Origin of the sequence: Streptomyces sp. NBC_00028 (assembly GCF_045041065.1) — a bacterium.
Taxonomy (GTDB): Bacteria; Actinomycetota; Actinomycetes; order Streptomycetales; family Streptomycetaceae; genus Streptomyces.
This window is the reverse complement of the sequence record NZ_CP108293.1, coordinates 7,347,210-7,365,111: the sequence shown is the minus strand read 5'-3', so window position 1 is coordinate 7,365,111 and position 17,902 is coordinate 7,347,210. Positions and strand designations below refer to the sequence as shown.

The following is a 17,902-nucleotide window of genomic DNA, read 5'->3' as shown; positions in this document are numbered from 1 at the left end:
CGTCCTGACTCGCTCTGACTCGCCCTATCACCCGAGCCGGTTGGCCGTGTGGACCGCGCGCAGCACCGCCGCCGCCTTGTTGCGGCACTCCTGGTCCTCGGCGACCGGGTCGGAGTCGGCGACGACCCCGGCGCCCGCCTGGACGTACGCCGTACCGTCCCTGAGCAGGGCCGTTCGGATGGCGATGGCCGTGTCGGAGTCGCCCGCGAAGTCGAGGTAGCCGACGCAGCCGCCGTACAGACCGCGCCGGGACGGCTCGAGTTCGTCGATGATCTGCATCGCGCGGGGCTTCGGGGCGCCGGAGAGGGTGCCGGCCGGGAAGCAGGCGGTGAGGACGTCGAAGGCGGTACGGCCCTCCGCCACCTTTCCGGTGACCGTCGAGACGATGTGCATCACGTGCGAGTACCGCTCGATGGACATGAAGTCGACGACCTCGACCGAGCCCGGTTCGCAGACCCGCCCCAGGTCGTTGCGGCCGAGGTCGACCAGCATGAGGTGCTCGGCGCGCTCCTTGGGGTCGGCGAGCAGTTCGTCGGCGAGGGCCTGGTCCTCCTGCGGGGTGGCCCCGCGCCAGCGGGTGCCGGCGATGGGGTGGACCATGGCCCGCCCGTCCTCGACCTTGACGAGCGCTTCGGGGGACGAGCCGACGACGTCGAAGCCGTCGAAGCGGAACAGGTACATGTACGGGGAGGGGTTGGTCGCCCGCAGGACCCGGTAGACGTCCAACGCGCTTGCCGTGCACGGCGTTTCGAAGCGCTGGGAGGGGACGACCTGGAAGGCCTCGCCCGCGCGGATGCGCTCCTTGATGTCCTCGACGGCCGCCTGGAAGTCCTCGCCGCCCCACAGGGCGGTGTACTCGGGGAGTTCGGAGGGCGGCAGCACGGCGGGCGGCTGGGCCACCGCGCGGGACAGGTCCGCCTGCATGGCGTCCAGACGGGCCACCGCGTCCGCGTACGCCTCGTCGACGCCGGTGTCGAGGTCGTTGTGGTTGATCGCGTTGGCGATCAGCAGGACCGAGCCCTCCCAGTGGTCCATCACGGCGAGGTCGCTGGTGAGGAGCATGGTCAGCTCGGGCAGCTGAAGGTCGTCGCGCTCACCGGGGCCGATCTTCTCCAGGCGGCGGACGATGTCGTAGCCCAGGTAGCCGACCATGCCGCCGGTGAAGGGCGGCAGGCCCTCCTGGTGCGGGGTGTGCAGGGCCTCGATGGTGGCGCGCAGGGCGGCGAGGGGGTCGCCGTCGACGGGGACGCCGACCGGCGGGGCGCCGAGCCAGTGGGCCTGGCCGTCGCGCGCGGTGAGCGTCGCGGAGGAGCGGACGCCGACGAAGGAGTAGCGGGACCAGGAGCGGCCGTTCTCGGCGGACTCCAGCAGGAAGGTGCCGGGGCGCTCGGCGGCGAGCTTGCGGTAGAGCGCGACCGGGGTGTCGCCGTCGGCGAGGAGCTTGCGCGTGACCGGGATGACGCGCCGGTCGGTGGCGAGCTTGCGGAAGGTCTCGAGGTCCATGGCGGCTGACCTTACTGATCCGAGGCGGGCGAGCCGGAATCGGCGCCGCCCCGGTCCGGGCCGTCGCCGTCCTTGAGGAGCACGTCGACGTCGAAGCAGGTACGCGCTCCGGTGTGGCAGGCCGCGCCGACCTGGTCGACCTTGACCAGCACGGTGTCGGCGTCGCAGTCCAGCGCGACCGACCTGACCCACTGGAAGTGGCCGGAGGTGTCGCCCTTGACCCAGTACTCCTGGCGGCTGCGCGACCAGTAGGTGCAGCGGCCGGTGGTCAGCGTGCGATGCAGCGCCTCGTCGTCCATCCAGCCGAGCATCAGCACCTCACCGGTGTCGTACTGCTGGGCGATGGCGGGGACGAGCCCGTCGGCGCTGCGCTTGAGACGCGCGGCGATCTCGGGGTCGAGGCTGCTGGGCCGGGGGTCTCCGGTCGTGCTGGTCATGGGTGCCATTGTGCCGCGCCGCACTGACAGTGACGGCGTGGTGTCCACTGTGCGGACCCCCGGGCCGGTCGTAGGCTGACGGCATGTCGACTTTCGCCAAGCGTGAACGACTTCTGCTCGCCGATCTCCTGGAAACCGCCGGTCCCGAGGCCCCAACCCTGTGCGAGGGCTGGCAGACCCGGGACCTCGCCGCGCACGTGGTGGTGCGCGAGCGCCGCCCCGACGCCTCGGCCGGCCTCCTCATCAAGCAGCTCTCCGCCCGCCTGGACAAGGCGATGGAGGAGTTCGCGGCCAAGCCGTACGAGGAGCTGATCCAGCTGATCCGTACCGGCCCGCCGCGCTTCTCGCCGTTCCAGCTCAAGCAGCTCGACGAGGCGTCCAACACGATCGAGTTCTACGTCCACACCGAGGACGTCCGCCGGGCCCAGGAGGACTGGACGCCCCGCGAGCTCGACTCCGTCTTCCAGGACGCCCTGTGGTCCCGCCTGGAACGCACCGCCCGGCTGATGGGCCGCGGTGTCCCGACCGGTCTGGTGCTGCGCCGCCCCGACGGCCAGACGGCGGTCGCCCACCGCGGCACACCGGTGGTGACGGTGACGGGCGAGCCGTCGGAACTGCTGCTGTTCCTCTACGGCCGCCAGAGCGCCGCCAAGGTGGACCTGGACGGCGACAAGGACGCCATCACGAAGCTGCACGAGGGCAAGCAGCTGGGGATCTGAGCGCAGACTCCAGCTATTTCGGCAGCTCGGCGCGGCGCAGGTCCCGTACGCACAGGGCCACGACCCCGCCGAGCCCGCACACCGCCGCGCTGACGACGAACACCGGGCCCGTCCCCCACGCCCCGACGGCCGCGGCGGACAGTGGCATGCTCAGCGGCGCGAAGCCCAGGCTGACCAGGCCGGCGACGGCGCTGACGCGGCCCAGGTAGGCGGCGTCGGCCTGGGTCTGGAGCAGGGCGCCGCACATCGCGCCGCTGAGCCCGGCGAGCAGCCCGACCAACAGGGCGGTGCCGACGGCGGCGACCAGACTCGGCGCGAAGGCCAGCGCCCCGATCGCGACGGAGCCCGCGAGGATGGCGTACGCCGCGACCTGCCCGGCGTGCGGCAGCCGCCCGCGCACCGTCAGCAGCAGCGAGGCCAGCCCCGCGCCGACACCGAACCCGGCGAGCACCGCCCCCATGCCGGAGGCGCCCCAGCCGCGTTCGTCGGCGAGCAGGGTCAGACCGACGTTGAGCGGGCCGACGAAACCGAGGTCGCCGAGGGCGATGGCCAGCATCAGCGGGGCGAGGACGCGGTGCCGGCGGATGTAGCGCAGGCCGCTCACCAGGTCGTTCCAGGCGGTGCCGCGAGGGGCGTCACCGGACGTGTCGTCGGCGGGGAGCTCCCCCATGCGCACGCTGACCAGCAGCGGCACCGACACCGCGATCAGCAGCCCGGCGAGCCCGAACGCGGCCGCCGCCCCGCCCACCGCGACCCCGAGGCCTCCCAGCGGTCCGCCGACCACGCTCGCGAACCGGATCGCGAGCCCCCGCATGCCCTGCACGCGCGCGAGCTGGTCGCGTGACGTCACGCGCGCGGGGAGGGCACCCACGGCCGGCATGAACACGGCGTCGACGGTGCCGAAGACGAACGCCAGCGCGGCCAGCGGCCACAGCCCGGGGCTGGTGAGGAACAGCAGCGCCGCCACCGCGAGGACGGCCGCGCAGCGCACGACGTCGCTCGCGATGACGACCCGGCGCGGTCCGAGCCGGTCGGCGATGACTCCCCCGCCCAGCATCAGGATCGCCCGCGGCAGCGCGCTCACGGACATCACGACACCGGCCTGGGAAGGGCTGCCCGCCTGTACGGCGGCCCAGGACAGGGCGATGTAGTAGACGCTGTCGCCGACCATCGAGGAGGTGTAGGCGGCGAGCCAGCGCAGGACGTTGCCGTCGCGGTGAGCGGGGCGGGAGGTGACGTCCGTCGGGGCTATGAGCGTGGCGGTCATGGGCGGGGTCCTCTCGGGACGTCTCAGGCGCGGAACGGAAAGGTGTACGTGTGCACCGCGACGTTCTCGCGGCCCTCGGTGTCACCGGCGGCGTCGGCGTCCCGGCCCAGCTCGTCGTACTTATGGAGCAGCGCGAGCAGTTCCTTGTTCAGTTCGGCCGTCTCCTCCACCGTCAGGCGGACCGCCGACTCGGTGGACGTGGCCGTCCGGTTCCACTCGGGGTTCCAGGTGGACCGTTCGTCGAGCCAGCGGCGGTACATGTCGATGCGCTGGTCGGCGAAGATCCTGGTGGCCGCCGCGTGTGCGGCCGCTACCTGGGGGGCGTCCTGGAAGTCCTCGTCGCGGATGCTGACGCCCTCGGAGGCCGGCTTCCACCACCGCTCCCGGCCGTCCGCGCTCTGCGGTTCGGCCTCCTCGATCAGCCCGTGCTCGGCGAGCTTGCGCAGGTGGTAGCTGACCAGAGAGACGGCCTCGTCGACCGCCTCGGCCAACTGTGAGGCGGTGGCGACACGGGCCAGGGTCAGGTTCCGGTACAGCCGCATCCGCAGCGGGTGGGCGAGTGCCTTGAGCGTGCCCACGTCCGTGATCCTGCGGTCTCTCTCCTTGCCTGTCATGTGCCCCACCGTAGATACGAAAGAAAAGTTGCGCAATAGATTTTGCGCAACTTCCCTTTCGTATCTCTCCACAAGTAAGCCCCGACCACCAGGTGGGCGGGGCTTACTTCAACCCTTGAGGACCGTCACCGCACGGGGTGCCCGGCCCCCCGCAGCGCGTCCTTCACCTCACCGATCCGCAGATCACCGAAGTGGAACACCGAGGCCGCAAGCACCGCGTCCGCTCCCGACTCGATCGCCGGGGCGAAGTCGGCCAGCTTGCCGGCGCCACCCGAGGCGATCACCGGAACCGTCACGTGCTTGCGGACGGCGGCGATCATCTCCAGGTCGTAGCCGTCCTTCGTCCCGTCCGCGTCCATCGAGTTGAGCAGGATCTCCCCCGCCCCCAGCTCGGCGGCCCGGTGCGCCCACTCGACGGCGTCGATGCCGGTGCCCTTGCGGCCACCATGGGTGGTGACCTCGAAGGTGCCTTCGGGAGTACGCCGCGCGTCCACCGAGAGCACCAGCACCTGCCGCCCGAACCGCTCGGCGATCTCGCGGATGAGATCCGGGCGCGCGATGGCGGCGGTGTTCACGCCGACCTTGTCCGCACCGGCCCGCAGCAGCTTGTCCACGTCCTCGGCGGTCCGCACGCCGCCGCCGACCGTCAGCGGGATGAAGACCTGCTCCGCCGTGCGGCGCACGACGTCGTACGTCGTCTCGCGGTTGCCGGACGACGCGGTGATGTCCAGGAACGTCAGCTCGTCGGCGCCCTCCGCGTCGTACACCTTGGCCATCTCGACGGGGTCGCCCGCGTCGCGCAGGTTCTGGAAGTTGACGCCCTTGACGACCCGGCCGTTGTCCACGTCCAGGCAGGGGATGACTCGGACCGCCAGGGTCATGAGTTCACGGCTCCTCTGAATGCCTCTACTTCGACTTCGACCAGGATGCGCGGGTCGACGAAGCCTTCCACGACGAGAAGGGTCGAGACCGGACGCACCGCGTCGAAGAGCTCCTTGTGCGCGCGGCCCACGTCGTCCACGTCCCGCGCATGGGTCAGGTACATCCGCGTACGGATCACGGACTCGACGCCGAGGCCGAACTCGCCGAGGGCCTCGATCGCCGCGGTGAAGGCGACCTTGGCCTGCTCGTAGGGATCGCCCTCGCCGTACAGCACGGAGCCCTTGAAGGACGTCGTGCCGCCGACCAGCACCCGGTCGCCCGCCGCGACGGCGCGTGCGAAACCGAAGGACTCTTCCCAGGGGCTCCCGCTCTGCACCCGCCGTACGGCATCCGTCATGACGACACAGCCTCCAAGGCCTCTTCCAGCGTGAACGCCTTCGCGTACAGGGCCTTCCCGACGATGGAGCCCTCGACTCCGAGGGGTACCAGCTCGGCGATGGCACGGAGGTCGTCCAGCGACGACACGCCGCCGGAGGCCACGACCGGCCGGTCGGTGGCCGCGCAGACGTTGCGCAGCAGCTCCAGGTTGGGGCCCTGGAGGGTGCCGTCCTTGGCGATGTCGGTGACGACGTACCGGGCGCAGCCCTCCTTGTCGAGCCGCTCCAGGGCCTCGTAGAGGTCGCCGCCCTCGCTGGTCCAGCCGCGGCCCTTGAGCGTCGTGCCGCGCACGTCCAGGCCGACCGCGATCCTGTCGCCGTGCTCGGCGATGACCTTGGCGACCCACTCGGGGGTCTCCAGGGCGGCCGTGCCGAGGTTGACGCGGGTGCAGCCGGTGGCGAGGGCCGCCGCCAGGGAGGCGTCGTCCCGGATGCCGCCGGACAGCTCGACCTTGATGTCCATGGCCTCGGTGACCTGACGGACCAGGGCGCGGTTGTCGCCGGTGCCGAAGGCGGCGTCCAGGTCGACCAGGTGCAGCCACTCGGCGCCCGCCGCCTGCCAGGCGAGGGCGGCCTCGAGGGGGGAGCCGTAGGAGGTCTCCGTGCCGGACTCACCGTGCACGAGGCGCACGGCCTGGCCGTCCCGGACGTCGACGGCGGGAAGAAGCTCAAGCTTGGCGGGCATCAGAGGGTTCCGATCCAGTTGTTCAGCAGCTGCGCTCCGGCGTCGCCGGACTTCTCGGGGTGGAACTGGGTGGCCCACAGGGCGCCGTTCTCCACGGCGGCCACGAAGGGCTTGCCGTGCGTCGACCAGGTGACCAGGGGAGCCTTCATCGCCGGGTTCGTGATCTCCAGGGACCAGTCGTGGACGGCGTAGGAGTGCACGAAGTAGAAGCGCGCGTCCGCGTCCAGGCCGGCGAACAGCTGGGAGCCGGCCGGGCGGTCCACGGTGTTCCAGCCCATGTGGGGCACGATGTCGGCCTGCAACGGCTCGACCGAGCCGGGCCACTCGTCGAGGCCCTCGGTCTCCACGCCGTGCTCGATGCCGCGCGCGAAGAGGATCTGCATGCCGACGCAGATGCCCATGACCGGGCGCCCGCCGGACAGCCGGCGGTCGATGATCCAGTCGCCGCGCGCCTCCTTGAGGCCCTTCATGCAGGCCTCGAAGGCACCGACGCCCGGCACCAGCAGCCCGTCGGCGTTCATGGCCTTGTCGAAGTCACGCGTTATCTCGACGTCGGCCCCGGTGCGCGCGAGGGCGCGCTCGGCGGAGCGGACGTTTCCGAAGCCGTAGTCGAAGACGACGACCTTCTTGCCTGTGGCCGCGCTCAACTCCACACCTCCAGCCTCATGACACCGGCGACGAGACACATCGCGGCGGCGACGGAGAGCAGCACGATGAGCTGCTTCGGCATCTCCTGCTTGGCGAAGGAGATGATCCCGCCGACCAGGAAGAGGCCGACGACGATCAGGACGGTGGACAGCCCGTTCACAGCGCGCCCTTCGTGGAGGGGAGGATGCCGGCCGCGCGCGGGTCCCGCTCGGACGCGTACCGCAGCGCCCGCGCGAGCGCCTTGAACTGGCACTCCACGATGTGGTGCGCGTTGCGCCCGTAGGGCACGTGCACGTGCAGGGCGATCTGGGCCTGGGCGACGAAGGACTCCAGGATGTGCCGGGTCATCGTGGTGTCGTACTCGCCGATCATCGGCGCCATCTTCTCGGGCTCGGTGTGCACGAGGTAGGGGCGGCCGGACAGGTCGACGGTCACCTGGGCGAGGGACTCGTCCAGGGGAACCGTGCAGTTGCCGAACCGATAGATCCCCACCTTGTCGCCGAGCGCCTGCTTGAAGGCGGCGCCGAGGGCGAGGGCGGTGTCCTCGATGGTGTGGTGCGAGTCGATGTGCAGGTCGCCCTCGGTCTTCACGGTCAGGTCGAACAGACCGTGCCGGCCGAGCTGGTCGAGCATGTGGTCGTAGAAACCGACCCCGGTCGCCACATCCACCTTGCCGGACCCGTCGAGATCGATCTCGACGAGCACGGAGGTCTCCTTGGTGACCCTTTCCACCCGTCCTACGCGGCTCATGCGTTCAGCTCCTTCTTCACTTCACGGACCGCGTCGAGGAACGCGTCGTTCTCTTCGGGGGTTCCGGCGGACACCCGCAGCCACCCCGGAATGCCGTTGTCCCGGACCAGGACACCCCGGTCGAGGATCTTCTGCCAGGCGACGTGGGAATCGTCGAAGAGGCCGAACTGCACGAAGTTCGCGTCGGACTCCACGACCTCGTACCCGGTCGCCCGCAACTCGCTGACCAGCCGGTCCCGCTCGGCCTTCAACTGCTCGACGTACTTCAGGAGCGTGTCGGTGTGCTCCAGGGCGGCCAGGGCGGTCGCCTGGGTGACGGCCGACAGGTGGTAGGGCAGCCGTACGAGCTGTACGGCGTCCACGACCGCCGGGTGCGCGGCGAGGTAGCCGAGGCGCAGGCCCGCCGCGCCGAAGGCCTTCGACATGGTCCGCGAGACGACCAGCTGAGGCCGGCCCTCGATGAGCGGCAGCAGCGAGTCGCCGTGGCTGAACTCGATGTACGCCTCGTCGACGACGACCATCGACGGCTTCGCCGCCTGCGCGGCCTCGTAGAGCGCGAGGACCGTCTCGGGCGGGACCGCGTTGCCCGTCGGGTTGTTGGGGGTGGTGATGAAGACGACGTCCGGCTTGTGCGCGGCGATGGCCTTCTCGGCCGCCGCGAGGTCGATCGTGAAGTCCTCGTTGCGCGGGCCGGAGATCCAGCCCGTGCCGGTCCCGCGCGCGATGAGAGCGTGCATCGAGTACGACGGCTCGAAGCCGATCGCCGTCCGGCCGGGGCCGCCGAAGGTCTGGAGCAGCTGCTGGATGACCTCGTTGGAGCCGTTCGCCGCCCACACGTTGGCCAGGCCCACCTGGTGACCGGACGTGTCCGTCAGGTACTTGGCGAGCTGGGTGCGCAGCTCGACCGCGTCCCGGTCCGGGTAGCGGTTGAGGTCGCGGGCGGCCGCACGGACCCGCTCGGCGATGCGCTCGACCAGCGGCTCGGGCAGCTGGTACGGGTTCTCGTTGGTGTTCAGCCGTACCGGCACGTCCAACTGGGGCGCGCCGTAGGGGGACTTGCCGCGCAGCTCGTCCCGTACGGGGAGATCGTCGATTCCGAAGCTCACTTGCTCTCAGGCACCTTCCAACCGAACCTTGCCTTGATCGCCGCGCCGTGCGCGGGCAGGTCCTCCGCCTCCGCCAGCGTGACCACGTGGTGCGCCACGTCCGCGAGCGCGTCCTTCGTGTAGTCGACGATGTGGATGCCGCGCAGGAAGGACTGGACGGAGAGCCCGGAGGAGTGGCAGGCGCACCCGCCGGTGGGCAGCACGTGGTTGGACCCGGCGGCGTAGTCGCCGAGCGACACGGGCGCCCAGGGGCCGATGAAGATCGCGCCGGCGTTGGTCACCCGCTCGGCGAGCGCGGTGGCGTCGGCCGTCTGGATCTCCAGGTGCTCGGCGCCGTACGCGTTGACGACCCGCAGGCCCTCCTCGACGCCGTCGACGAGGACGATCGCGGACTGCTTGCCTGCGAGGGCCGGGGCGATCCGGTCCTCGACGTGCTTGCTGGCGGCGACCTGCGGGGCCAGCTCCTTCTCCACCGCGTCCGCCAGCTCGACGGAGTCGGTGACCAGGACGGCGGCGGCCAGCGGGTCGTGCTCGGCCTGGCTGATCAGGTCGGACGCCACGTGCACCGGGTCGGCGGTGGCGTCCGCGAGGACCGCGATCTCGGTCGGGCCGGCCTCCGCGTCGATGCCGATCTTGCCGGTGAAGTAGCGCTTGGCGGCGGCGACCCAGATGTTGCCGGGGCCGGTGACCATGTTGGCGGGCGGGCAGGACTCGGTGCCGTACGCGAACATCGCGACGGCGGTGGCGCCACCGGCCGCGTACACCTCGTCGACGCCGAGCAGCGCGCAGGCGGCGAGGATCGTCGGGTGCGGCAGGCCGTCGAACTCGGCCTGGGCGGGCGAGGCGAGCGCGATGGACGCGACACCGGCCTCCTGCGCGGGCACCACGTTCATGATCACGGAGGACGGGTAGACCGACCGGCCGCCCGGCGCGTAGAGCCCGACACGGTCGACGGGCACCCATTTCTCGGTGACGGAGCCGCCGGGCACGACCTGGGTCGTGTGGGTGCTGCGGCGCTGGGCGCGGTGGACGAGCCGGGCGCGGCGGATGGACTCCTCCAGGGCCGCGCGCACGGCCGGGTCGAGTTCGGCGAGGGCCTTGTCCAGCGCCTCCGCCGGCACCCGTACGGATTCCAGCCGCACCCCGTCGAACTTCTCCGCGAAGTCGATCAGCGCCGCGTCGCCCCGATGATGCACGGCCTCGCAGATCGGACGCACCTTCTCCAGGGCGGCCTGAACGTCGAAGTCGGCTCGGGGCAGCAGGTCGCGCAGGGCGGGACCCTCGGGGAGGGCGTCGCCGCGCAGATCGATTCGGGAGATCACGGGGTCAATTCTCTCAGACCACGGTTCGGCGTCGTTCGGGCATTCCAGTGGCTGATACGCAACCCGGAAGATCGCCTTCACGTCTAGCGTTCGGGGCCTCACTGAGCGGGCATGACGGGGATGCGTACGCGATTGGAGGAGTGGTGACCGAGGGGGAGCTGCCGGACGATCTGACGCCCGCCGAGGCCGGTATGTGGCAGGCGTTCCGCAACGGCAGCGTGTACGACCTGAGCAGCGGCGACGCGGTCGTCGACGATCCGCACGGCGGGCACCCCTGGGGGCCCGAGCGGACCGTGCGGGCCCGCATCGTGTGCTGGCTGCTGCTGGACGGGCCGCCCGCGCTGGCCGGCCGGGTGTCGTCGCTGAAGCTGGCCGGCGTGCAGATCAGCGGCCCGCTGGACCTGGCGGGCGGCATCGTGGTGCCGTACGTGGAGCTGAAGGGCTGCCGGTTCGAGCGGGACGTCCTGCTGCCGGAGGCCCGCTTCACGACCATGCGGATGGTGGACTGCTCGGTGCCACGCCTGGAGGCGGCCCGCGTCCACACCGAGGGCGATCTGCATCTGCCGCGCTGCCGGTTCCACAACGGCGTACGGCTCACCGACGCCCACATCGGCACCGATCTGCTGCTCAACCAGGCGATCGTCTACCGGGACCGCAGCGGCCGTTCGATCGCCGCCGACGGCATGACCGTGGGCCAGGACCTCCAGGCCGAGCTCCTCGAGTCGCACGGCGAGCTGAGTCTGCGCAGCGCCAAGGTCGGCGTCTCGCTGAGCCTGCGCGGCGCGAGGCTGGCCAACCCGTACACGCGCCTCGCGCTCAACGCCCCGCAGCTGACCGTCGGGCGCTCGATGTACCTGACCCCGGCGGGCATCGGCAGCCCGCTGCTGAGCGGGGCGACCCCGGCGCAGGGCACCCGCATCCAGCGCTTCACCTGCGAGGGCGGGCTGCGCCTGGACGACGGGCGGTTCGGGGACGCGATCGACTTCGAGCAGGCCCGGTTCACCCTCACCGACGACCAGGAGGTGTCGCTGCGCCGCGTCCAGACGCCCGAGCTGCGCTTCCTCGGGAAGGCTCCGGCGCGCGGCATGGTCGTGCTGTCGGGGGCGCGGGTGGTGAACCTGATGGACCGCACGGACAGCTGGCCGGGCCCGGGCCGTCTCCACATGGGCGGCTTCGGCTACGAGAACCTGGTGCCGAGGGGCCCGTTCCCGCTGGAGGAGCGACTGGCGTGGGTGGCCGCGGCGACCGCCGAGTACAACCCGGAGCCCTACGAGCGCCTCGCGACCGTGCTGCGGGCCGGCGGCGAGGACGAGGACGCGCGCGAGGTGCTGCTCGCCAAGCAGCGCCGCCGCCGCGAGACCCTGCCGCCGGCCGCCAAGCTGTGGGGGTACGCCCAGGACTGGACGGTCGCCTACGGCTACCGGCCGGGACGCGCCCTGGTGTGGATGGCGCTGCTCTGGGCGGCGGGCTCGCTGGCCTTCGCGCACGCCGCCCATCCGCCGCTCAAGGGCGGCGAGGTCCCGCACTGGAACGCGACCCTGTTCGCCCTCGACCTGCTCCTGCCGGTCATCGACCTGGGCCAGGTCGGCTTCTGGCAGCTGCGCGGCGGCTGGCAGTGGCTGGCGGCGGCGATGATCCTGCTGGGCTGGATCCTCGCGACGACCGTGGCGGCGGGGGCGACGAGGCTGCTGAGACGCAACTAGGCCGGTGTGCCGCGAGTGGCGGGTGCACAGCGATCGAACAGTTGTTGAACAGTAACCTTTTTACCGGCTCTTGACCGTACGGCGTACAACTTTCCTCACATTGCCGAGAACCTCTGGCGCTTCCCCGACCTGCGGCTTTTCAATGGTCGACACCATGGCTCTGCTGCCCCCGTTCGTCCGCGCCTCCCGGACGGCCAGGACCGTCGAGCACCCGCCAGTCGCGCTGCCGGCCGACGACGAGGTGCTCCTCGACGCGCCCGACGACCTGCTCGGCCCCGCCCTCGTGGCCGCGGGGCAGGGATCGTACGAGGTCGCGGCCACCCTGCTCGCCACGACCCGCGCGAGCGGCGCCTGGGAGAACCGCGACCGGTACGTCGTACGCCTGGCGTCCTTCGCGTGCGCGCGCTCCGAGTGGTTCGACGCCTGGCGTACGGCCGCCCCGCACGACCCGGACCTGCTGGTGGTCGGCGCCCAGCTCGCCGTGACCCGCGCCTGGCTCTCGCCCGCCCGGGCGGAGCTGCTGCGCGAGGTGAGCCCGCTGATCACGGCCGCGGCCCGCGGGGACGACCGGGATCCAGTGCCGTGGCGGATAGCGCTGGACCACGCGCACGGCTCGAATGCCGGGCACAAGTACTTCGAGGAGCTGTGGGAGGCGGCGATCCGCCGCGCGCCCCACCACTACGGCTGCCACGCCGCCGCCCTGCGCTACCTCGCCGACTCCTGGCACGGCTCGCACCACGAGTGCCTCGACTTCGCGGAGACCGCCGCGCAGGACGCCCCCGCCGACTCCCTCGTCCAGGCCCTGCCGACCCGGGCGGTGCTCGCCTATCTGACCGACGGCTGCGGCCCGGACATACCCCGGGCCCGCCTTGACGCGGCGGCCGACCGGGCGATCGCGCTGTCGGCGCGGTTCCCGGCGGCGGACCCGTGGCCGGCCGAGATGCGCAACAAGCTGACGTACGTCCTCGCGCTCCTGGACCGCCGGCCGGAGGCCCTGGAGCAACTGCGCCGGATCGGCCCGTACGCGACCTCGTTCCCCTGGGAGCTGGTCTCCGACGACCCGCTGGGCCGGTTCCTGGAACTGCGCGAGGAGATCCGCCTCAGCTCGGCCTCCGGGCATCCACGGAGTGGGCACCGAGGACGTGCACACTCCCGCGACCATTAGGCTTTTGCGCCGTGACCACCGTCCGGCTCCCGCTCTTCCCCCTGAACTCGGTTCTGTTCCCGGGGTTGGTGCTCCCGTTGAATGTCTTCGAGGAGCGCTATCGCGCCATGATGCGCGACCTTCTGAAAACCCCCGAGGACGAACCGCGCCGCTTCGCCGTCGTCGCCATCCGCGACGGCCATGAGGTGGCGGCGAGTGAACCGGGCATGCCCGATCCCACGTCCGTGCCCGAGCGCGGCCCGGCGGCGGGCTTCGGCACCGAGCCGCTCAAGGCGTTCCACGGCACCGGCTGCATCGCGGACGCGGCGACGATCAGGGAGCGGGCCGACGGCACGTTCGAGGTCCTGGCGACCGGCACGACCCGCGTGAAGCTGGTGTCCGTCGACGCGTCGGGCCCCTATCTCGTCGCGGAGCTGGAGGAGCTCCCGGAGGAACGGGGCGAGGAGGCCGGCGCCCTGGCCGAAGGCGTCCTGAGGGCCTTCCGCGGGTATCAGAAACGCCTCGCGGGCGCCCGCGAACGCTCGCTCACCTCCGGCTCGGAGCTGCCGGACGAACCGGCGGTCGTCTCCTATCTGGTGGCGGCGGCGATGATGCTCGACATCCCCACCAAACAGCGCCTGCTCCAGGCCCCGGACACCGCGTCCCGGCTGCGCGACGAGCTGAAACTCCTTCGCACCGAGACGGCGATCATCCGTAACCTGCCGTCGCTGCCCGCGTCCGATCTGACGCGCGGCCCGACGAGTCTGAACTGAGGCCGGGGGACGACGACCGATGGCGAAGAAGTCGAAGAAGCAGGCACAGCAGCCGGGCGGCACACCCGCGACGGTGGCGCTGACGGCGGCGGGAGTGGAGTACACCGTCCACGCCTACGACCACGACCCGAACCACCCCTCCTACGGCGAGGAGGCGGCCGAGGCGATGGGCGTGTCCCCCGAGCGCGTCTTCAAGACCCTCGTGGCGGACGTGGACGGCACGCTGACGGTGGCCGTGGTCCCGGTGGCGGGCCAGCTGGACCTGAAGGCCCTGGCGGCGGCGGTCAACGGCAAGCGGGCGGCGATGGCCGACCCGACCCTCGCCGAGCGCACGACGGGCTACGTCCGGGGCGGCATCTCCCCCCTCGGCCAGCGCAAGAAGCTCCCCACGGTCCTGGACGCCTCGGCCTCCGCCCACCCCACCATCTGTGTCTCGGCGGGCCGCAGAGGCCTGGAGGTCGAGCTGTCCCCCGAGGACCTGACGAAGCTCACGGAAGCGGTACTGGCCCCCATCGGCCGCGCCTGACCTCTCGACGCGGGTCCGTTCCTCGGTTAAGTACGAGGAACATGTCGAAAAAAACGCGAAAGCGAAAGTGGCGCATCAAGAAGGGCCGCTCGAATCACGGCAGGCGCCCGGCGTAGGTATCTCCCTGCCCTTCCGCCCCAGCTGCGGACAGTCGTGCCGCCGGGGCGGCGCCCACCCATGCAGCGTCACCCGCATCCCTGCATAACTGCGGACAGTCATGCCGCCGGGACGGCGCCCACCCATGCAGCAGCACCCGCATCCCTGCGCAACTGCGGACAGTCATGCCGCCGGGACGGCGCCCACCCATGCAGCAGCACCCGCATCCCTGCATAACTGCGGGCAGTCATGCCGCCGGGGCGGCGCCCACCCATACAGCGGCACCCGCATCCCTGCGCAACTGCGGGCAGTCATGCCGCCGGGGCGGCGCCCACCCATACAGCGGCACCCGCATCCCTGCGCAACTGCGGGCAGTCATGCCGCCGGGGCGGCGCCCACCCATGCAGCGGCACCCGCATCCCTGCGTAACTGCGGGCAGTCGTGCCGCCGGGGCGGCGCCCACCCATGCAGCGGCACCCGCATCCCTGCGTAGCTGCGGGCAGTCGTGCCGCTGGGGCGGCACGGGTGGGCGCAGCGGCACCCCGCAAGCGCGGGCGAGCGAGACCCACCCCCGGCCGGCCCCAACCCAGGGCACCCGACGAGCTACGCCTGCGGCTTCGCCCCGTACGGCCCCGACCCGTACGGCACCTCAGGGTCCCGCGGCCCGAAGAGCCCCGTAAGCCCGAGGTGCACGACCAGCGCACCCAACGACCACGCCAGCAACGCCCCCTTCGCGCCCAACTTCAACGGCGCCGAGAACGTCACCCCCTTGCCCACGGACTTCGCATGGGCCAGCACATCCTGCGCGGGCCCGAGCCAGATCCCGACCCGCCACGCCAGCAGCGACCCGAGCAGCCCCCCGACCCCGAGCGCCACCACCAGCGGCACGCCCCCACGCCGCCGCAGCAGGAACACCGCGAACGCGCTGACGACGCCGAACGCGAGCCCGAGCAGCGTGAACGTTCCGTCGACGCCGATCGCCTGCTCCCCCTCGGTGTCCTTGAGGTAGACGACCCAGCGCTTCTCGACGATGTCCCCGACCAGCGGCACATGCGGCGCCAGCCACCACCACAGCACACCCAGCAGCAGCCCACCCAGCGCCGACGCCACCGCGATCACGGCGGCTTCCCGCAGTTCGGTCTTCATTCCAGGGCCGTCCTGTTCGTACAGGCTTCCGGGCCCACCGGCACCGTACGGCGGCGGCGCCTGCCAGGCCTGGTGCGGAGACGGGTCGCTCGGCGGCGGAGGAGGAGTCAGCGGTGCGGTCACCCTGACATCGTGCCAGGCCCGTCTGTGCGGCGCGTCACCGGACGGCCGCCCGACGATACGCCCAGGTGGCGACGCCCAGCGAGAAGACCCCGACCGCCCCGCAGACGGCCAGGTCACCGAGGACGAACGCCCAGTCGGGATGCGGCCCGAAGGTCCGCGCGAAGGCTTCGACGCCGTACGTCGAGGGCAGCAGATCCCGCAGGAACCGCACCCCCTCCGGCATCCGGTCGGCCGGCAGCACACCCAGCAGCAGCGCCGCGGACATGCCCAACTGGCCGAGCACCGTCGCCAGTTCCGGCCGCGGCGCGAGCAGCCCGAAGGCCGCCCCGAGCCCGGCCAGCGCGGCCCCGGCGAGCGGGATCACCGCGACGAGCACCCACAGATGCGCCATCGGCAGCCCGAACAGCACGCAGCCGAACACGGCCGTCACGACGGTCCCCGGCACGGTGAAAGAGGCGTACGCCCCGGCCGCCCCGAGCACCACGGCGGCCGGCGGCACCGGCAGGGTGGCGTAGTGGTCCAGCCCCCCGCTCGCCCGCAGCTGCCCGAAGTACTGGGCGAGCAGGTTGAGCGCGACGAAGGCCACGACGAGCACCGCCGAGCCCGCGACCACGGCCTGCGCCTCGGCCCCGCCGTCCACGACCCCGCGCATCAGGATCATGATCCCGACGGACTGGAAGGTCGCCACGAACAGCAGCGGGATGCGCGCGACCCGGGCCCGGGACAGCTGGGCCCGGTAGACGGCCACGAGCGCCGGCCACAGCCGCGCACGCGGCCCGAGCTCGGCCACGTCCCGGTCCGTCTCCTCGACGGCCAGGGCGCCGCCCGGCAGCACCTCGGCGGGTACGACACTCACGTGGCGCTGCTCCCTTTCACCAACGGGGTCACTGAGGGGGATCCGACGGAAGGGGATCCGACGGCGAACGCGTTCGCCCCGTTCCCTCTCCGTACGGATGCTACGGCCCGCTCGCTCAAGCCCGACTCAAGAGCGTTCCAAGCGTTCACGCCTTCACCAGCCCCTGCCGGGCCGCGCCGCCCAGCGCCAGATAGACGTCCTCCAGGCTGGGCGTGGCCAGCGTGAAGTCGTCGAGGGCGGCGAAGGCGGCCCCGCCGGTGACGGTGGCGACGACCGCACGGGCCTCCTCGGGGGCGAGCCGGAGCGTCCAGCGCCGTCCGGCCTCGACGGCCCGGTCGTGCAGTGCGGCGACCTCGGGGACGTGCAGCGGGGCGGCCTCGCGCCACACGAGGTCGACCCGGACCTCCCCGGCGACCTGCTCCTTGAGCCCGACGGGGGTGTCACAGGCGATCACCCGCCCGCGGTCGAGGACCGCGACCCGGTCGAGCACGGTCTCGGCCTCGATGACGTTGTGGGTGACGAGCAGCACGGTCGTCCCGCGCTCGGCCCGCCGCCGGTCCACGGCCGCCCACACGGCCCGCCGGGCCACCGGGTCCATGCCGGTGGTCGGCTCGTCGAGCACCAGCAGCGACCGCTCCCCGACCAGCGCGGCGGCGAAGCACGCGAGCCGCCGCTGCCCGCCGGACAGTTTCCTGATCGCCCGCCCGGCGAGCGGTGTGAGCCCGAGTTCGTCGAGTACGGCGTCCCGCTCGGCGCGCGCCGCGCGCGCTTCCAGGCCGCGCAGCCGTCCGGTGGTCTCGGCGGCCAGCGACACGGTGAGTTCGTCGAGGGCGGTGGACTCCTGGCCGAGGTAGGCGAGAATGCGCGCGGCCCGCTCCGGGTGGCGCACGATGTCGTGCCCGAGGATCTCCACGCTGCCGCTGTCGGGCCGCATCAGACCGGTCAGCTGCCGTACGAGGGTGGACTTGCCGGCGCCGTTCGGGCCGAGCAGCCCGAAGATCTCACCGCGGCGGATGTCGAGCCGTACGTCGTCGGTGGCCCGCACCTCGGGGGTCGCGGGAACGCCGCGTCTGCCGCGTACCGCGGGATAGGTCTTGGTCAGTCCGCGCACGGCGCACACGACGTCGCCGCCCTGCCGAAGTGCCTGTCCCGCGCGCGTACTCAC

The 17,902-nt window shown here is 71.9% G+C and carries 20 protein-coding genes; 5 read left to right on the top strand and 15 right to left on the bottom strand.

Annotated elements, in window-relative coordinates; translation table 11 throughout:
- Positions 1-27 precede the first annotated feature (27 nt).
- Both OG885_RS33130 and hisI read right to left on the bottom strand, forming a co-directional pair.
- Positions 28-1,503 (bottom strand): anthranilate synthase component I, encoded by a 1,476-nt coding sequence (locus OG885_RS33130; RefSeq protein ID WP_405737909.1) that lies wholly within the window; start codon positions 1,501-1,503, stop codon positions 28-30.
- An 11-nt stretch (positions 1,504-1,514) separates the two neighbouring features.
- Positions 1,515-1,940 carry a phosphoribosyl-AMP cyclohydrolase gene (gene hisI, locus OG885_RS33125; protein ID WP_405737908.1) on the bottom strand — a complete coding sequence of 142 codons (426 nt, stop codon included), beginning with the start codon at positions 1,938-1,940 and terminating at the stop codon, positions 1,515-1,517.
- An 83-nt stretch (positions 1,941-2,023) separates the two neighbouring features.
- Here hisI and OG885_RS33120 point away from each other — a divergent pair, with 83 nt between their 5' ends.
- On the top strand, positions 2,024-2,659 hold the full coding sequence (locus OG885_RS33120) for a TIGR03085 family metal-binding protein (protein WP_405737907.1): 636 nt from the start codon (positions 2,024-2,026) through the stop codon (positions 2,657-2,659).
- Positions 2,660-2,672: 13 nt separating this feature from the next.
- On the opposite strand, the gene OG885_RS33115 is transcribed toward OG885_RS33120, so the two are convergent.
- The 10 genes from OG885_RS33115 to hisD form a co-directional block, all read right to left on the bottom strand.
- Positions 2,673-3,926 (bottom strand): MFS transporter, encoded by a 1,254-nt coding sequence (locus OG885_RS33115; RefSeq protein ID WP_405737906.1) that lies wholly within the window; start codon positions 3,924-3,926, stop codon positions 2,673-2,675.
- A 23-nt stretch (positions 3,927-3,949) separates the two neighbouring features.
- A complete protein-coding gene (locus OG885_RS33110) occupies positions 3,950-4,540 on the bottom strand; it encodes an ArsR/SmtB family transcription factor (RefSeq protein ID WP_405737905.1) in 591 nt (196 codons plus the stop codon).
- Between the two features lie 125 nt (positions 4,541-4,665).
- The gene (hisF, locus tag OG885_RS33105) at positions 4,666-5,421 is read right to left on the bottom strand and encodes an imidazole glycerol phosphate synthase subunit HisF (RefSeq protein ID WP_194080134.1); all 756 of its coding nucleotides are present in this window, start codon (positions 5,419-5,421) and stop codon (positions 4,666-4,668) included.
- Positions 5,418-5,819 carry a RidA family protein gene (locus OG885_RS33100; protein WP_405737904.1) on the bottom strand — a complete coding sequence of 134 codons (402 nt, stop codon included), beginning with the start codon at positions 5,817-5,819 and terminating at the stop codon, positions 5,418-5,420. Before OG885_RS33100 ends, hisF begins: the two co-directional genes overlap by 4 nt.
- Positions 5,816-6,544, bottom strand: coding sequence for a bifunctional 1-(5-phosphoribosyl)-5-((5-phosphoribosylamino)methylideneamino)imidazole-4-carboxamide isomerase/phosphoribosylanthranilate isomerase PriA (gene priA, locus OG885_RS33095; RefSeq protein ID WP_405737903.1), 729 nt, complete (start codon positions 6,542-6,544; stop codon positions 5,816-5,818). The genes OG885_RS33100 and priA overlap by 4 nt, the downstream gene beginning before the upstream one ends.
- Positions 6,544-7,191, bottom strand: a complete 648-nt coding sequence (gene hisH / locus OG885_RS33090; protein WP_405737902.1) for an imidazole glycerol phosphate synthase subunit HisH — start codon at positions 7,189-7,191, stop codon at positions 6,544-6,546. The genes priA and hisH overlap by 1 nt, the downstream gene beginning before the upstream one ends.
- On the bottom strand, positions 7,188-7,352 hold the full coding sequence (locus tag OG885_RS33085) for a hypothetical protein (RefSeq protein WP_399959221.1): 165 nt from the start codon (positions 7,350-7,352) through the stop codon (positions 7,188-7,190). The genes hisH and OG885_RS33085 overlap by 4 nt, the downstream gene beginning before the upstream one ends.
- Positions 7,349-7,942 carry an imidazoleglycerol-phosphate dehydratase HisB gene (gene hisB / locus OG885_RS33080; RefSeq protein WP_405737901.1) on the bottom strand — a complete coding sequence of 198 codons (594 nt, stop codon included), beginning with the start codon at positions 7,940-7,942 and terminating at the stop codon, positions 7,349-7,351. The genes OG885_RS33085 and hisB overlap by 4 nt, the downstream gene beginning before the upstream one ends.
- Complete coding sequence (locus OG885_RS33075) at positions 7,939-9,048, bottom strand: histidinol-phosphate transaminase (RefSeq protein ID WP_405737900.1); 1,110 nt, start codon at positions 9,046-9,048, stop codon at positions 7,939-7,941. Before OG885_RS33075 ends, hisB begins: the two co-directional genes overlap by 4 nt.
- Positions 9,045-10,370, bottom strand: a complete 1,326-nt coding sequence (gene hisD / locus OG885_RS33070; protein WP_405737899.1) for a histidinol dehydrogenase — start codon at positions 10,368-10,370, stop codon at positions 9,045-9,047. Before hisD ends, OG885_RS33075 begins: the two co-directional genes overlap by 4 nt.
- Positions 10,371-10,510: 140 nt before the next feature.
- Between hisD and OG885_RS33065 the strand changes: the two genes are divergently transcribed.
- The 4 genes from OG885_RS33065 to ybaK all read left to right on the top strand — a co-directional run bounded on the left by OG885_RS33065 (position 10,511) and on the right by ybaK (position 14,516).
- Positions 10,511-12,073 (top strand): oxidoreductase, encoded by a 1,563-nt coding sequence (locus tag OG885_RS33065; RefSeq protein ID WP_405737898.1) that lies wholly within the window; start codon positions 10,511-10,513, stop codon positions 12,071-12,073.
- Positions 12,074-12,215: 142 nt separating this feature from the next.
- Positions 12,216-13,238 carry a hypothetical protein gene (locus OG885_RS33060; RefSeq protein ID WP_405737897.1) on the top strand — a complete coding sequence of 341 codons (1,023 nt, stop codon included), beginning with the start codon at positions 12,216-12,218 and terminating at the stop codon, positions 13,236-13,238.
- An 11-nt stretch (positions 13,239-13,249) separates the two neighbouring features.
- Complete coding sequence (locus OG885_RS33055) at positions 13,250-13,990, top strand: LON peptidase substrate-binding domain-containing protein (protein WP_405737896.1); 741 nt, start codon at positions 13,250-13,252, stop codon at positions 13,988-13,990.
- A 19-nt stretch (positions 13,991-14,009) separates the two neighbouring features.
- Positions 14,010-14,516 (top strand): Cys-tRNA(Pro) deacylase, encoded by a 507-nt coding sequence (gene ybaK / locus OG885_RS33050; protein ID WP_405737895.1) that lies wholly within the window; start codon positions 14,010-14,012, stop codon positions 14,514-14,516.
- A 699-nt stretch (positions 14,517-15,215) separates the two neighbouring features.
- Here the strand turns inward: ybaK and OG885_RS33045 are convergent.
- The 3 genes from OG885_RS33045 to OG885_RS33035 all read right to left on the bottom strand — a co-directional run bounded on the left by OG885_RS33045 (position 15,216) and on the right by OG885_RS33035 (position 17,857).
- Positions 15,216-15,881, bottom strand: a complete 666-nt coding sequence (locus tag OG885_RS33045; RefSeq protein ID WP_405737894.1) for an AAA family ATPase — start codon at positions 15,879-15,881, stop codon at positions 15,216-15,218.
- A gap of 34 nt (positions 15,882-15,915) precedes the next feature.
- Entirely contained in the window at positions 15,916-16,737 is an 822-nt protein-coding gene (locus OG885_RS33040; protein WP_399959237.1) for an ABC transporter permease, read from the bottom strand.
- 145 nt (positions 16,738-16,882) lie between these two features.
- Positions 16,883-17,857, bottom strand: coding sequence for an ABC transporter ATP-binding protein (locus OG885_RS33035; RefSeq protein WP_405742982.1), 975 nt, complete (start codon positions 17,855-17,857; stop codon positions 16,883-16,885).
- Positions 17,858-17,902: the final 45 nt, after the last annotated feature.

Bases quoted from the DNA above. Each gene is read 5' to 3' on its own strand.
- OG885_RS33130 (WP_405737909.1), bottom strand. From the start codon at position 1,503: ATGGACCTCGAGACCTTCCGCAAGCTCGCCACCGACCGGCGCGTCATC.
- hisI (WP_405737908.1), bottom strand. From the start codon at position 1,940: ATGACCAGCACGACCGGAGACCCCCGGCCCAGCAGCCTCGACCCCGAG.
- OG885_RS33120 (WP_405737907.1), top strand. From the start codon at position 2,024: ATGTCGACTTTCGCCAAGCGTGAACGACTTCTGCTCGCCGATCTCCTG.
- OG885_RS33115 (WP_405737906.1), bottom strand. From the start codon at position 3,926: ATGACCGCCACGCTCATAGCCCCGACGGACGTCACCTCCCGCCCCGCT.
- OG885_RS33110 (WP_405737905.1), bottom strand. From the start codon at position 4,540: ATGACAGGCAAGGAGAGAGACCGCAGGATCACGGACGTGGGCACGCTC.
- hisF (WP_194080134.1), bottom strand. From the start codon at position 5,421: ATGACCCTGGCGGTCCGAGTCATCCCCTGCCTGGACGTGGACAACGGC.
- OG885_RS33100 (WP_405737904.1), bottom strand. From the start codon at position 5,819: ATGACGGATGCCGTACGGCGGGTGCAGAGCGGGAGCCCCTGGGAAGAG.
- priA (WP_405737903.1), bottom strand. From the start codon at position 6,544: ATGCCCGCCAAGCTTGAGCTTCTTCCCGCCGTCGACGTCCGGGACGGC.
- hisB (WP_405737901.1), bottom strand. From the start codon at position 7,942: ATGAGCCGCGTAGGACGGGTGGAAAGGGTCACCAAGGAGACCTCCGTG.
- OG885_RS33060 (WP_405737897.1), top strand. From the start codon at position 12,216: ATGGTCGACACCATGGCTCTGCTGCCCCCGTTCGTCCGCGCCTCCCGG.
- ybaK (WP_405737895.1), top strand. From the start codon at position 14,010: ATGGCGAAGAAGTCGAAGAAGCAGGCACAGCAGCCGGGCGGCACACCC.